General features: G+C 60.0%; 11 protein-coding genes. 2 read left to right on the top strand and 9 right to left on the bottom strand.

The window, feature by feature from the left end:
• Position 1 precedes the first annotated feature (1 nt).
• From ACCD02_RS26165 to recQ, 3 genes are all read right to left on the bottom strand, one after another.
• Entirely contained in the window at positions 2-2,203 is a 2,202-nt protein-coding gene (locus ACCD02_RS26165) for a FimV/HubP family polar landmark protein (protein ID WP_413308489.1), read from the bottom strand.
• 112 nt (positions 2,204-2,315) lie between these two features.
• Positions 2,316-2,750 (bottom strand): MarR family transcriptional regulator, encoded by a 435-nt coding sequence (locus ACCD02_RS26160; RefSeq protein ID WP_413308487.1) that lies wholly within the window; start codon positions 2,748-2,750, stop codon positions 2,316-2,318.
• A 69-nt stretch (positions 2,751-2,819) separates the two neighbouring features.
• Positions 2,820-4,949 carry a DNA helicase RecQ gene (gene recQ, locus ACCD02_RS26155; protein WP_413308485.1) on the bottom strand — a complete coding sequence of 710 codons (2,130 nt, stop codon included), beginning with the start codon at positions 4,947-4,949 and terminating at the stop codon, positions 2,820-2,822.
• A gap of 188 nt (positions 4,950-5,137) precedes the next feature.
• Here recQ and ACCD02_RS26150 point away from each other — a divergent pair, with 188 nt between their 5' ends.
• Together ACCD02_RS26150 and ACCD02_RS26145 are read left to right on the top strand one after the other, a co-directional pair.
• Positions 5,138-5,725, top strand: coding sequence for a UPF0149 family protein (locus ACCD02_RS26150; RefSeq protein WP_413308483.1), 588 nt, complete (start codon positions 5,138-5,140; stop codon positions 5,723-5,725).
• 21 nt (positions 5,726-5,746) lie between these two features.
• Positions 5,747-6,109 carry a YbaN family protein gene (locus tag ACCD02_RS26145; protein WP_413308481.1) on the top strand — a complete coding sequence of 121 codons (363 nt, stop codon included), beginning with the start codon at positions 5,747-5,749 and terminating at the stop codon, positions 6,107-6,109.
• 123 nt (positions 6,110-6,232) lie between these two features.
• On the opposite strand, the gene ACCD02_RS26140 is transcribed toward ACCD02_RS26145, so the two are convergent.
• The 6 genes from ACCD02_RS26140 to ACCD02_RS26115 form a co-directional block, all read right to left on the bottom strand.
• Positions 6,233-8,626 carry an efflux RND transporter permease subunit gene (locus ACCD02_RS26140; protein ID WP_413308479.1) on the bottom strand — a complete coding sequence of 798 codons (2,394 nt, stop codon included), beginning with the start codon at positions 8,624-8,626 and terminating at the stop codon, positions 6,233-6,235.
• Between the two features lie 28 nt (positions 8,627-8,654).
• Complete coding sequence (locus tag ACCD02_RS26135; RefSeq protein WP_413308477.1) at positions 8,655-9,725, bottom strand: WD40/YVTN/BNR-like repeat-containing protein; 1,071 nt, start codon at positions 9,723-9,725, stop codon at positions 8,655-8,657.
• A gap of 418 nt (positions 9,726-10,143) precedes the next feature.
• Positions 10,144-11,103, bottom strand: a complete 960-nt coding sequence (locus ACCD02_RS26130) for an omptin family outer membrane protease (protein WP_413308475.1) — start codon at positions 11,101-11,103, stop codon at positions 10,144-10,146.
• Between the two features lie 239 nt (positions 11,104-11,342).
• Positions 11,343-14,006, bottom strand: coding sequence for an aminopeptidase N (pepN, locus tag ACCD02_RS26125; RefSeq protein ID WP_413308473.1), 2,664 nt, complete (start codon positions 14,004-14,006; stop codon positions 11,343-11,345).
• 12 nt (positions 14,007-14,018) lie between these two features.
• Positions 14,019-14,849, bottom strand: a complete 831-nt coding sequence (locus ACCD02_RS26120; protein WP_413308471.1) for a DUF2797 domain-containing protein — start codon at positions 14,847-14,849, stop codon at positions 14,019-14,021.
• Positions 14,846-15,106, bottom strand: a complete 261-nt coding sequence (locus tag ACCD02_RS26115) for a YeaC family protein (RefSeq protein ID WP_413308469.1) — start codon at positions 15,104-15,106, stop codon at positions 14,846-14,848. The genes ACCD02_RS26120 and ACCD02_RS26115 overlap by 4 nt, the downstream gene beginning before the upstream one ends.
• Positions 15,107-15,111: the final 5 nt, after the last annotated feature.

Genomic DNA, 15,111 nt, shown 5'->3' with positions numbered 1-15,111 from the left:
ATCAATCAAGCCCCTTGAGCATCTCGAACGCCGCCTGCTGATGGGCATCGTCGCCGTTCTCGATCAACTCCTGAAGAATCAGGCGAGCGCTTTCAATATCGCCGTCATCGATCAACACCTGGGCCTCGTTGAGTTTGCTCAGCGGCGCCTCATCAAGATCCAGCAGATCGAAATCAGTCGTGTCATCCATGAAGCCATCGAGGAAATCATCTTCCAGAATATCGTTACTGGCATGCACGATCACCTCGGGTATGACCTCAGGCTCGGCGAAATCCTCCTCGGGTTCGGAGAAGTCACTGAGGAACTGCTCTTCCGGCATTTCGAACACTTCCGGTAACTGCGTCAGGTTCGAGGCGAAGCCGGGATCTTCTTCGTCCGGCTGCGGCTTGTCCTGCTTGCGCGAGCGAGGGGTGTCAAATGGATCGACCAGATCCCAGTCGGCATCCATCGAAAGGTCATCCAGATTCAACTGGAACTCATCCTCGGCAGGCGCCGCAGGCACATTGCCTTGAGAAGGCTGGACCGCCGCCGCTGCTGCTGCCGCTGCGACAACCGGTGCCACAGACGCAGCCGGGGCCGAGCTCTCGGGTTTCTTCAGCAGTGGATAACGCGCGCGAATTTCCGCGACCTTCTCCGGCTCCAGGCCCTGTTCGATGAAGTTCTGTTCCTCGGCAGCAAAGCCGCTGGCATCACCCTGCTCGGCTAGCAGTTCAAGGATCTTGGCACGGATGTCCATGCGTTCCGGCTGCTTATCCAGAGCGTCACGCAGAATGCCCAGCGCCTCGGTGAAGCGGCCATAGGCAATATAGATATTGACCCCGTCCAGGGCATCTGGCGGAGCGCTGGCAGGACGTGGCGCAGGCGCAGCCTGTGGCCGGACCGGCGCGACAACCGGCGCCACCGGAGTGACAGTACGTGGGGCGGAGACACCCGGCACGTCGAGCACCACCGGCGCAGGACCGATATCGTCCGGCAACGGCTCGTCGTATTCGTCGTCTTCCAGTTCTTTCTGCCGCTTGCGCCGTACCGAATAGACCAGGCCCAACAGCAACAACAGGATCAGCAGCGCGCCCAACAGGATCGGCTGACTGATGAAGGAATCATCGGCAACGGGTGCCGGAACAGGCGCCGCTACGGGTGCAGCCGCCGGTGCCGGAGTTGATGGTGTCACTGGGGCAGGAGTCGGCGCTACGGGCGTCACCGGCGCTACGGCAACGGGCTGGGCAGATGCGCTCTTGAGCTCCGCCAGCCTGGTTTCCAGGGCGACGATTTCCTTGTCCTTGCCACTCAATTGCCCTTTGAGATCATCGACTTCATGGCTCAGCTGCTGATTGTCCACCGCAGCACCGGACAACGGTTGTGCAGCGGTTGGCGCAGCGGCGGTGCTTGCAGGAGGAGCGGTAGACGCCGCAGCGCTGGCCGGGGCAGTGCTGGCCGCAACAGCAGGCGCAACGCTCGGCAACACCGCCGCGTCAGGCAACAGCAGGTTCTGCCCGACCTTCAGGTCTTTGGTATTACCGCCGGGAAATGCCTGGGGATTGAGGGCCTTGATACCTGCGGCCAGCTCATCGGCGGACATCTTCGAGTCCGTGCCATGCAAACGCCGGGCAATCGAGCCCAGATTGTCACCTGCCATCACAACGTAATGCTTGCTCTGCACCGCAGGCGGTGGCGCCACCGGCATGCGCGAACCGCCGGTCTGAGCGATCGACTCACGATTTCGCCCCTGAAGTGCTGCCCGGCCTGCCGCAGTGGTGGCTGGATCGAGAAGCAACGTGTACTCGTGCAGCAAGTCGCCATTAGGACGCGACAACTGCACCAGGAAATTCAGGAAGGGCTCGGTAACCGGCTTGCTCGACACCACATGGATGACGCCGTGGTTGCCATGAATGATCGGCGTGAAGCGCAGGTCATTGAGGAAGAACACACGCTCGACACCGGCGCGGGCAAAGGCCTCCGGCGTTGCGAGTTTGGCGATAACGTCCTCTTCGTTCAGGCCGCCGGTCTCGACCAGATCGATATCGGCGTCCAGCGGCTGGTTCAGCGCGGAATGCAGGGTGATATCGCCCAGTCCCAGAGCAGAGGCTATCGCCGGATACAACATGGAAGCCGAAGCGATGAGCAATGCCATCAACCCGCCACGTACACCGGGCATCGTGCGCCGCAGCACACCCGGCACGACGGCCTCAGAACTCTTCAGCATGCGAACCCTTATGGAAACCAACACAGACTTCTCGGCATATTCAATTTTTTCGGACCGACTCTGACGGCCCCGGACTGATAAGTATGATGGCAAAACCAGCAATATGCTCGCGCTATGATTTTTCCAGATTGGCCAGGATACGGGTATGCACGCTCATGCACAGCCGCAGGTCCTCTTCGCTGATGCCTTCGAACAATTCCACACGCAGGGCAGTGGCGATGGTCTCGATTTTTTCAATCAGCGGCCTGGCTGTATCGCACAAAACAATTTTCTTTGCCCGACGGTCCTCAACCACCGCCTGACGCAGGACCAGGCCCTGTGCTTCCAGGCTGTCCAGCAGGCGCGCCAGAGTCGGACCTTCGACACCGACGCTTTGCGCCAGCTCGCGCTGGGTCGGCGGCGAGGTGAACCGGGCCAGATGCAGCAGCACCAGCCAACGTGCCTGGGACAGTCCAAGGTCGGCCAGACGGCGATCCAGCTCGGCGCGCCAGCCCCGGGACATATGGGCCAGCTGCATTCCGAAGCGGTGTTCATTGTTCAAAGGCATAACCAACTCATGATCGAAACTAATTATTAGTCAGCTAATCATGGAGCCTGAGGCGAGGCAAGCCCTATATCAGACCTCGAACTCCGACTGCAGCGCGGCGCGTACGCAATACAGCACGCCTTCGGGCACCCGACCGGCAAATTGCGCGGCAATGGCGGCGACCGGAGGCAACTCGCCTTCACCGTCGAGGAAGGCATCCTGAATTTCGCCCAACAGATCCTCGGGCAGATCCAGGGCCTGCTCTACCGATAGCTGCTGCTTGCCAATGGCTTCGGCCAGCAAGGTGTAGACGTTCTTCTCGGTGCACTGCAACTGACCGGCAATCTGCGCCGGAGTCATGCCCGCGCGGGCCAGGCTGATCAGTTCATGACGGATATCGGCCACGACTTTCGGCGCCGGGGCCGTACCGCCGAGCACCTCCAGGAAAGCCTCGCCGTAACGTTCCAGCTTACGCGCACCGACACCGCTGACCCGGCCCATTTCCGCCATGTTGCCGGGCTTGCTGCGCAGCATCTCCAACAGGGTCGAATCGGGGAAAATGACATAGGGCGGTACGCCGTGCTCTTCGGCCAGCTTGCGCCGCAAGGCTCGCAGGGCTTCCCACTCTTCGCGCTCGTCGCCACGAACCAGTTGGCTGGCCGGGCTGCCGGAGCTGCTCTTGGCCACGGTCTGCGGCTTGAGGTCGCGGCGCAGTTCCAGGGTAACTTCTCCCCGCAGCAATGGACGGCAAGTATCACTCAGGCGCAGGCCACCGTAGCCTTCGAGGTCGATATCAGCCAGGCCACGTGCCACCAGTTGGCGGAACAGCGAACGCCATTCGCTCTCTGCACGCGCCTTGCCGACACCGAACACCGACAGATGCTGATGGCCGAAGCTGCGCACCTTGTCGTTTTCCTTGCCCAGCAGCACGTCCACCAGGTGGCCGACACCGTAGCGCTGGCCAGTGCGGTATATCGCCGACAAGGCCTGACGCGCGGGCTCGGTGGCGTCCCAGGTCTGCACGCCATCGACACAGTTGTCGCAGTGGCCACATGGCTCGGGCATGTCTTCGTCGAAATAGGCCAGCAGGGTCTGACGGCGGCAGCGGGTCTCCTCGCACAGGGCGAGCATGGCATCGAGCTTGTGCTGCTCCAGTCGCTTGTGACGCTCGTCGCCTTCGGAGTTCTGCAGCATCTGTTTGAGCATCACCACGTCCTGCAGACCGTAGGCCATCCAGGCATCGGCAGGCAGGCCGTCACGACCGGCTCGACCGGTTTCCTGATAGTAGGCTTCCAGGGACTTGGGCAGATCCAGGTGCGCGACGAAACGCACGTTGGGCTTGTCGATACCCATGCCGAAGGCGATGGTCGCCACCATGATCAGGCCTTCCTCATTAAGGAAGCGCTTCTGATTGTGGGCCCGGGTCTCGGACGGCAGGCCAGCGTGATAAGGCAGCGCCGGATAACCGTTTTCACTGAGGAATACCGCTACCTCGTCGACTTTCTTGCGCGACAGGCAATAGACGATTCCGGCATCGCTGCGCCGCTCGGACAGGAATGCCAGCAACTGCTTGCGCGGCTGCTCCTTGGGCACGATGCGGTAGAAAATATTGGGCCGGTCGAAACTGGAAAGAAAGCGCTCGGCATTCTGCAAATGCAGGCGCGTAACGATTTCTTCCCGGGTGCGCTTGTCGGCGGTAGCGGTCAGGGCAATGCGCGGAACGTTGGGGAACAGCTCGGCCAACTGACCCAGCTGCAGATATTCCGGACGGAAATCATGGCCCCACTGGGACACGCAATGAGCTTCGTCGATGGCGAACAGGGCTATTTGCAGGTTCTGCAGGAAGGCCAGCATGCGCGGCTGGACCAGGCGTTCCGGGGCCAGGTAGAGCATCTTGACCTCGCCCTGACGAATCCGGTTGGCCAGGTCGCGCTGCTGCTCGGCGCTGAGAGTGGAATTCAACGCTGCGGCCGCCACGCCCAGTTCATCGAGGGTGGCGACCTGGTCGTCCATCAACGCAATCAGCGGCGAAACCACCACACACAGGCCTTCACGCAACAGGCCAGGCACCTGGAAACACAGGGACTTGCCGCCGCCGGTGGGCATCAGCACCAACGCATCGCCACCGCTGGCTACACGCTCGATGATCGCACCCTGGCGACCCCGGAAGCTGTCGTAACCAAAGATGTCCTTGAGGACGCGTTGAGCCTGTTCGAGCATAAAAACCCCAGATTGTCCTGCCGACCGCATACAGCGACTTGAAGCGCGGCAGTATACCCGACCACCTTAAGCCATTGGGCGATGCGGACATGAGCGGTCGAAATTAACTGCCACAGGCCTTGGCGCTGGCATCTGTGGCGCTCAGGGCCTAGAATTCAGCATCGTTTATTACCTCAGGTAACCCCTCAATGTCCTTTGCTGAGCAACTCACCCGCCTGCAAGTCTTCCTCGATGCCGATGAGCTGCACGATGAAGCGCTGGACTACGTGGCCGCGCATGGCTACCTGACCGCGTTGTCGATCTGCTCCGAATCGGTCCCTGAACGTGAATGGATCGATGCCCTGTTCGCCGAGCCGCCACACTACAGCAGCGACGCCCAGCGCGAAGAGATCGAAGCCACCCTGATCCAGCTGCAGGCGCACATCGCTCGCCAGCTGGCCTCGGATGACGAGTTCGAGCTGCCGTGCGACCTGGATCTGGGCGACGACCCGGATGATTCCGAGCTGCGCGGCTGGTGCATCGGTTTCATGGAGGGTGTATTCCTGCGTGAAGCGGTCTGGTTCGAGAACGACGAAGAAGAAGTCAGCGAAATGCTGCTGCCGATCATGGTGGGTTCCGGCCTGTTCGACGAGCAACCCGAGTTCGCCGACATCGCTGCCGATGCCAACCTGATGGATGACATGATCGTGCAGATCCCCGAAGCCCTGACCGCTCTGTACCTGTTGCTGCACGCCCCAGACGAAAAACCGGCGATCCTCAAGCCGCGTCACCACTGATCAGGCGCCTGCGCTGATCAGATGCTACGCCTCCTCCTCGCCGGCATTGGCTGGCTGAGCGTTGCGCTGGGCGTCATCGGGATATTTCTTCCGGTGCTGCCCACGACGCCCTTTCTCCTCCTCGCCGCCGCCTGCTTCGCCCGCAGCTCGCCGCGTTTCTATGCCTGGCTGGTCAATCACCGACACCTCGGGCCATGGATTCGTGACTATCTGGAAGGCAACGGCATCCCGCTCAAGGGCAAGGTCTACGCCATTGGCCTGATGTGGTTGAGTATCGGTTTTTCCTGCTACCTGGTGCGCCGTCCCTGGGCACAGGGTTTCATGCTGACCAGCGCGGTGCTGGTAACGATCTATATTCTGCGGCAGAAGACCCGCAAGGTTTGATGAAAGGCGGAGTCTGTGAGACCGGCTTTAGCCGGGAAGGCACACGCAAGATCGACAATTTTCTATCGTCTGCTCCATTGTCTTCCCGGCTAACGCCGGTCTCACAGTTAGCACTCCATCATCTCAATGGGAAAACAACGAATTCCCCACCTTGCCCGCCATCTTCTCCGGTTTGATCAGGAAACGCGCCAGCGCTGGCAGCAGCCACAACGCGCCGAACATGTTCCACAGCAGCATGAAGGTCAGCATCAGGCCCATGTCAGCCTGGAACTTGATGGCCGAGAAGATCCAGGTGCAGACACCGATCGCCAGGCACAGCCCGGTGAACAGGACAGCCTTGCCGGTGGACTTGAGGGTTTCGTAATAAGCCTCTTGCAGCGGCAGACCGGCACGCAGGAAGGTTTCCAGGCGGCTGTAGATGTAGATGCCGTAGTCCACGCCAATCCCCACACCCAACGCCACCACCGGCAAGGTCGCAACCTTGACGCCGATCCCCATGAACGCCATCAGCGCGTTACCCAGCACCGAAGTCAGCACCAGCGGCAAAACGATACACAGGGTCGCCGCCCAGGAGCGGAAGGTGATCATGCACATGCCCGCCACACAGAGGTAGACCAGGATCAGGATGGTCAGCTCGGCCTGCTTGATCACTTCGTTGGTCGCTGCTTCGATCCCGGCATTCCCTGCCGCCAGGAGGAATTGCAGGCCTTCGCGATTATTGTCCTTGGCGAAGTCCTGCACGGCATGCACCGCGCGATCCAGGGTCTCGGCCTTGTGGTCGTTGAGGAACACCAGGAGCGGTGCCAGGGAACAATCGTTGTTGTACAGGCCATCAGCGCGGGAAATGGAACTGTTGAGCACGTCTTTGTTGCGCGACAGCGACTCCCATTTCAGGTTGCCCTCGTTCATGCCCTTGATCATCTGCTTGGAGACGGTGACCAGGGAAATTGCCGATTGCACCCCGGGCGTGTTCTCCATTTTCCAGGCCAGCTCGTTGATCGCCGACATGGTCGTATAGGCCGAACAGCCTTCTCGAGGCGTCTTGACCATCACCACCAGTACGTCGGAGCTGGTCGAGTAGTTATTGATGATGAAGCTGTTGTCCTTGTTGTAGCGCGAATCAGGACGCAGCTCCGGCGCACCCTGGTCGAGGTCGCCGATCTTCAGGTTATGCCCGTACCAGAGACCGCCACCCAGAGCGATCAAGGACAGGATCACCGAGACGCGGGCAACTTTCGGGTTGGCAAAGTTCGACAGCAGGCGCCAGAACGGATGCTCGCTGACCGAATCCTTCTTGCTGCGGCGAATGGCGCGACCACTGATACCGGCGTAGGAAATCGCCACAGGCAGGAGAATCAGGTTGGTGAACACAATTACCGCGACACCAATGGACGCGCCAATCGCCAGCTCGCGAATCACCCCGATATCGATGATCAAGAGGGTAATGAACCCCACTGCATCGGCGAGGATGGCGATCATGCCGGGCAGGAACAGCTGGCGGAAGGTACGCCGGGCTGCGGTCAGGGCATTGTCGGCATCACTGGACTGCAGGGCGATACCGTTGATCTTTTGTACACCGTGGGAAATACCGATGGCAAAGATCAGGAATGGCACCAGCATCGAGTACGGGTCTAAACCGAACCCCACCACATGCATCAGGCCCAGTTGCCAGATCACCGCGATCAGGGTGGTGCTGAGTACTGCAACGGTGCTGCGCATGCAGCGGGTGAACCAGACCAGCAGCACCAGGGTGATGACGAAGGCGACGCCGAAGAACATCACCACCATCACCAGGCCATCGATCAGATCGCCGACCTTCTTGGCGAAGCCGACGATGTGCACCTTGATATTGGGGTTCTGGGCTTCGAACTTGTTGCGGATCTTTTCTTCCAGCTGATGGGAGAACTTCTGATAGTCCAGGGCCATCAACTTGCCCTGGTCTTCAGGATCCGGATAGGACTCCAGCAAGGGGATATCAACGATGCTGGACTTGAAATCGTTGGCCACCAGACGGCCGATCTGACCCGACTTGAGGACGTTGTTGCGCAATTTGTCGAGGCTGGCATCCGAGCCGTCGTAGCTCTGGGGAATCACCTCGCCACCGGCAAAGCCCTCCTCCGTCACTTCGGTCCAGCGCACGCTGGGGCTCCACAAGGATTTCAGCCCGGAACGATCGACCCCGGCGATGTAGAACACTTCGTCGTTGATCTGCCGCAAGGTCTCCATGTACGACTTGGAAAAGATATCGCCGTCGGTGGCCTCCACCGAGATCCGCACGGTATTACCCAGGTTCGCCAGATCGTTGCGGTGCTCCATCATGTTCTGGATGAACGGATGGGCCAGGGGAATCATTTTCTCGAAACTGGTCGATGGCCGCACCAGAGTCGCCTGCCAGAACAGGAAGATGCTCACGACCAGACAGATCAGGATCACCGCCGGGCGATTGTTGAAAATCAACCGCTCAAGGAAGGTGGCCTTCTCATCGTGCGGATGCTGGGTGTGTTGAAGATTGCTCATGCCTGAATTGCCCCGCCTTTGTTCGGTCTTATTGTTGGGTCGTCTCGGCGCCCGTTGGCGAGGCGACGCGAACGCCGCCCTGTCCTACCAGGACCAGATTGCCCGAGGCGGCCGCCGCGACGCCGGACAGGGAAATCCGGTCCGGGCGGTTGAACACCCGGAAAGTCAGGCCGTCGTCGGTGCTACGCAATACACTGCCACCATTGCCCACTACCACCAGCGAACCGTCGGCCAGCAGCGCGGCATTGGACAGGCCGAATTCCAGCGAACCACGCTCACCCTGCAATGGCACAGGCTCCCAGGTGCTGCCGAAATCGGTAGAGCGGAACAGGTTGCCGCGCAAGCCGTAGACCAGCAGCGTGTCCGCCTGGGCGGTACCGATCGCGCCGAACAGCGAACCCTGATAAGGCCCTTCGAGTTTTTCCCAGGTCTGGCCGTCATCGGCGGAGCGGAACATGCTGCCCGCCTCACCAACGATGAACAGTCCTGCATCCTTGACCTGGGCAATGCCGTTGAGGTGGTACTGATCCTCGTTGTCGAGGCGGTCGCTGACATCCTGCCAATGCTGGCCACCGTCAGTGGTGGTCATCAGGCTGCCATAGGCGCCCACGGCAAAACCGGTCTGAGCGTCCTTGAACCAGACGTCCAGCAACGGCGCTTCACGCTTGATATCTTCGAACTGCTTGGTCCAGGTGGCGCCGCCATCGGTGCTGGCAAGAATCTGCGCATCGTGGCCGACCGCCCAGCCCTGCCTGTCATTGATGAAATACACCGAGGTCAGCAACTGTCGGGTCGGTACCCTGGCCTGGACCCAGGTCTTGCCCTGATCATCGGAATAAAGGATATGGCCACGATTGCCGACCACCACCAGACGCGCACCGGCATGGACGACATCCAGCAGCAGGTCGCGGGAAGACTTGGTCGACTCGATGGAGTAAAGCGCAGCCGCGTCGGTAGCGGGGGCATCAGCCGCCTGAACCGCATCGGTCAGGGTCAGGGCGAGCAACAGCGTCAGGGCTGTCTTGATCTGAAATGCCAATGGATAACGATTGATCGCGGTATCACTGGTACGGGTGTGCCAATTGACAGGCTCACTCATGAAGGTCCCCTTTGTTTATTTTTATCAGGGTGCCGCGAAGCGTTAAAAGCAATGCAAACGCTCTAGAACAGCTTTCGGAGCGGCTCCATCCTATCCAGCTTTGGAAAGCCGTGACAATCGACATGACGTTATATTTTGTTAAGCGCGAGACGATGATTGAAGCGTTATCACTGGGATTGATTGAGAACTGTAGCTGGCGGGATGGGATGCCGAATCACATATAAACCACAAAAACTGTTAGCAAGAGATTCCGGCAGGCCCTGACACAACAGGATCTGTAGGAGCTGCCGAAGGCTGCGAAAGGGTCTGCCTGATACATCGCTTTCGCAGCCTTCGGCAGCTCCTACAAAATCGCATTTCAGTTCAAATGATTGCGGTGCGGGAACCAGCAAGCCAGCTCCCACGAACTTATTTCAGGTTAGAACTGATAGGTCAGGGCCACGCTGGACAGCAACGTACGGCTGGCCTGGGAGCCAGCCTTGCCGCCGAATCGGTGAGTTTCACCGCTCGGTACATGCCGGGCCAAAACGCTGCCCTTGGCTTCGGCATACACCTGATAGTCAAAGCCTGCCCGGAGCGACATCTGCGGGTCGACGCGCCAGGTCAGCCCAAGGGCGAGGCTTTGCATACGGCCCGAGTTGCCATGGTTGCCGGTAAACGTCAGGTCACGCAGATGATGCTGGTCATAGTCCCTGGCCTTGACCCACTGGCTGTACTTGAAGCGGCTGTCCAGGGTCCAGTCCTGCCAGTTGTACAGGCCGACAAGGCCAACGTACGGCGTGTCGTAGTTCTGCTGATAGGTGATGACTTTGACGTCATCCAGAAACCTTCCTTGCTGATCGCGATAATCCCCTTCCGAGGAGTATGTATAACGGCCACCCTTGCTTTCCCAGCCCAACTGATTGCGCTGATAGCCTGCCATGACACCCAGGGCAAGATTGTTACGCTTGATGGCCCAGGCAGTGGCGCTGATCTCAGCCTGCCAGGCCTTGGTGAGACGAGTGTCGGGGTGGGTCGAATAATCACTCCAGTCGTCCTGCTCGTCGTCGAGCCAGTCATAGTCCCTCATATGACTGCTGCCCCCCGCCACACGAGTCCAGCCACCTGCATTCAGTGAAAGCCAATCCAGCGGATGATAGGCCAGGCCAAAATGCAGCGTGGTGACCTGCTTGATATCCCAATCCAGCTGGCTGATTTTCTTGCCATCGTCGGTGTCATAGGCTTTTTCTTCAGCCTTGCCACTCAACAGCCCCATGCCCACACTCAGCTCAAGATCGCCCACCTGAAACAGCTGCTCACGACTCACCTGCGCATCCGCCCAAACCTGCGGCGTAACCGCGACCAGCCCCAGCAATAGCAGCGTTTTTCTTACGTTCATCAATACGTCCATACCGTTTATTGGATGATGCGCGCCGTGGCCAAATGGCCATCTCAGCGCGCCAGGACAGGATGAACGGGGTAACGAAATGTCTCTGCGGGGCGCATCTCATCGTGCTGTATGACGACTCTGGAGAGTCCTCGGAAACTTCCGATGCGTTAGTAGGACACGTAAAAAAGGGCCGCCCATTCACACGGGCGACCCTCTACTCAGCGGCGGGATTCAGCAGCAGGCAGACATCACGCCAGGCTTTTGCTCACCACCTCGAACACATCGCTGGACAGGTTGCCGGAGTTGCGGATGCGCTCCAGTTCGGCCTTCATCAACGCCTGACGGGCGCTGTCGTATTTGCGCCAGCGGGTCAGCGGCGCCAGTTGCCGCGAAGCGATCTGCGGGTTGAAGCCGTTCAGCTCGATGACCAGATCGGCAAGGAAGCGGTAGCCGGATCCATCCGCGGCGTGGAAGTTGATCAGGTTCTGCCCGGCGAAGGCGCCGATCAGGGCACGGACCTTGTTCGGGTTCTTCATCGTGAAGGCCGGGTGCTGCATCAGCGCCTTGACCCGCGCAAGACCGCCCGGCAACGGGCTGCCGGCCTGGACGCTGAACCACTGGTCCATGACCAGGGCGTTGGTCTTGAAGTTCTCGGCAAACACCGCCAGAGCCTTGGCCTTTTCTTCGGCAAATGGCGAGTTGACGAGCACCGCCAGGGCCGTCAGGCGCTCGGTCATGTTGTCGGCGGTATCGAACTGGTCGATGCAGGCCGCCAGCACTTCCGGCTTCTCGGTGAGCATCAGGTACGACAAGGCGATATTCTGCAGGGCGCGACGGGCGAAGTGCTCGGCTTCAGCGACATATGCCGTGTTGCGTGACAGCTCGCGGTTGGCCTGATAGCGGGTCCACAGGGTGTCGAACAGGGTATCGGCCAGTTGCTTGCGAGCGAATTCGCGGGCGGCGTGGATGGCGTCGACGTCAGCCACTTCGCTGATTTCAGTGAGGTATGCCTCACCCGGCAGAGAGAGCATTTCCGCGACCATGGCCTGATCCAGAGAATGGTCGCCCAGCACCGTCGCCAGCGCCGTTACCAGACGCTGGTCCATCTGCAAGGTCTTGCCCTGCTGATACTGGCCAATCAGTTCCTGAAGGACCTGCACCGACAGTTGCTGGCCGGCATCCCAACGGTTGAAGCCATCGCTGTCGTGCTGCATGAGGAACATCAACTGGTCGCGATCGTACGGGAAGCTCAGCTTCACCGGCGCCGAGAAGCCGCGCAGCAGCGATGGCAACGGCTTGGCCGGGATATCGACGAAGATGAAGGTCTGCTCGTCTTCAGTCACCGACAGCACACGGCTGGTGCCGGACGCCGCCGCCTCACCTTGCAGGCGCAGAGGGATTTCCTGGCCCTGCGGATCAAGCAAACCCAGTTCGACCGGCACGACGAAGGGCTTCTTGCTTTCGGCTGGCTGGCCTGGCGTGGACGGGTAGCCCTGGCGGAAGGTCAGGCTGTAGGTCCTGGCCGCAGCATCATAGGACTCGCTGACCGCCAGACGCGGCGTACCGGCCTGGCTGTACCAGCGCTTGAACTGGGTCAGATCGACACCATTGGCATCCTCCATGGCCTTGACGAAGTCGTCACAGGTCACGGCCTGGCCGTCGTGGCGCTGGAAATACAGGTCGCTGCCCTTGCGGAAGCCCTCGGCCCCCAACAAGGTGCGGATCATGCCAACCACTTCCGAGCCCTTTTCGTACACGGTCAGGGTGTAGAAATTGGAGATCTCGATAAAGCTGTCCGGGCGCACGGCGTGGGCCATGGGGCCGGCATCTTCGGCGAATTGGTGGGTGCGCAGGTAGGCGACGTCCTGGATGCGCTTGACCGTGGCCGAGTTCATGTCCGCCGAGAAACCGGCATCTCGATAGACGGTGAAGCCTTCCTTGAGCGACAACTGGAACCAGTCGCGGCAGGTCACGCGGTTGCCCGACCAGTTGTGGAAATATTCATGGGCAACGATGGCTTCGACCCGTTGATGCGCGGCGTCGGTGGCGGTTTCGGCCCGGGCCAGCACGGCGCTGGAGTTGAAGATATTGAGGCCCTTGTTCTCCATGGCGCCCATGTTGAAGTCGTTGACGGCTACGATCATGAAGATATCCAGGTCGTATTCACGGCCATAGGTTTCTTCGTCCCAGCGCATGGACTTCTTCAGGCTGTTCATGGCGTGCTGGCACTTGTCGATATTTTCCGGCTCGACGTAGATGCGCAGGGTGACGTTGCGCTGGCTCATGGTGGTGAAGGTATCTTCAACACACCACAGGTCTCCGGCCACCAGGGCGAACAGGTAGGCCGGTTTCATGAACGGATCCTGCCAGGTCGCCCAGTGCCGGCCTTCGTCACCGGGGCCGCTGGCAATCGGGTTACCGTTGGACAGCAGCACCGGGAAGTTGTGCTTGTCGGCGCTGACCGTCGTGGTGAACTTGCTCATCACGTCCGGCCGGTCAAGGTAATAGGTGATCTTGCGGAAACCCTCGGCCTCGCACTGGGTGCAGAACATGCCGCTGGACTTGTACAGGCCTTCGAGCGCGGTGTTGGTTTCCGGGTGGATACGCACGGTGCTGTCGATGACGAAGCGCACAGTCTTGGGCTGGATGGTCAGGTGATCGGGGGTCAATTGGTAGTCAGCGGAGGTCAGCTCGACATCGTCCAGGCGTACGCACACCAGTTCCAGTTGCTGGCCGTCCAGCACCAGGGGCGGCAGGCCGCCACCACGGGCCGGGTTACGACGCATGATTAACTGCGTATGCACCAGCGAGTGATCATCGAACAACTCGAAAGTCAGGTGCGTCTCATCGATGAGGTACTCGGGCGCCTGATAATCCTTCAGATAGATCATTTTCGGCTGTTCGGTGCGCATGAAGTGTTCCTTCTACTGATGCACGGCCAGCTGATAGGCCGTGTACTTACGAATATTGATGACCCCGGTATCGAAGATCAGGTACTGGCCCTTGATGCCCAGCAGCGTGCCTTCGGCGATGGGATTCTTGTCCAGATTGAAGCTGACGATCTTGGTCGGATAGGCCTCGACCGGGTAACGAATCTCCACCGGCTCAACGTCATGCAGCATTTGGATGGCTTGCAGGCCGAATCGTTCTTGCAGACCGGCCAGGCCGTCGGCACAGCTGTCGAACAGTTGCTGGCGGATGGCAACCAGATCCACCGGCTCGGCGTCGCCCTTGAGCAGCGCGCGCCAGTTGGTGCGGTCGGCAACCTGGGTGCGCAGCAGGTCTTCGACGAAGCCGGACTGCTGACGAGTGGCAACACGCAGGATCGGCAATGCCTGGCTGGCGCCCTGATCGAGCCAACGGGTCGGCAGTTGCGTCGCACGGGTAATGCCGACTTTTACGCCGGACGAGTTGGCCAGATAGACGATATGGTCGGTCATGCAGAACTGCTCGCCCCAGGCCGGGTCACGGCAGGTACCCTGATCGTGATGGCACTTTTCCGGGCTCATGATGCAGACATCGCACTGGGCCAGCTTCTGCATGCACGGGAAGCAATAGCCCTGGCTGTAGCTGGACTTGGTCTTGCGACCGCAATGACTGCAATGGATAGCACCCAGGAACTCCAGGCGCACCTGCTTGCCGATCAACGGATTGACCGGAAACTCACTGTCGCCCAGACGAAAACCGTATTGCACCAGCGACGTATCGAGACGCGCTGACATTTTGTTGACTGATCCGCGGCCAATCTCGATCAATGGATGGCATCCGACTTGAACAGGATATTCGGCACGGTGATGGACTTGGAGGCACACTCCTGCGCGCCCATGTAGCCGGTGCGCTGGTCTTCCGGCAGGTTTTGCATTTCCCAGGCGATCATGGCCTGCATGGACAGCTCGCGCTGCTCCTGGCTCAGCTTGCGGCCGTCGGACCATTTGCCGATTTCGATGGCCAGCTTGAGGCTCTCGTAGATGTCCGGGGTGATGTTTTCAATCATTTCGATAAAAGAGGACATTAGGC

Origin of the sequence: Pseudomonas sp. Pseusp88, from assembly GCF_047303955.1 — a bacterium.
GTDB lineage: Bacteria > Pseudomonadota > Gammaproteobacteria > Pseudomonadales > Pseudomonadaceae > Aquipseudomonas.
This window is presented reverse-complemented; position numbering and strand designations above follow the sequence as displayed.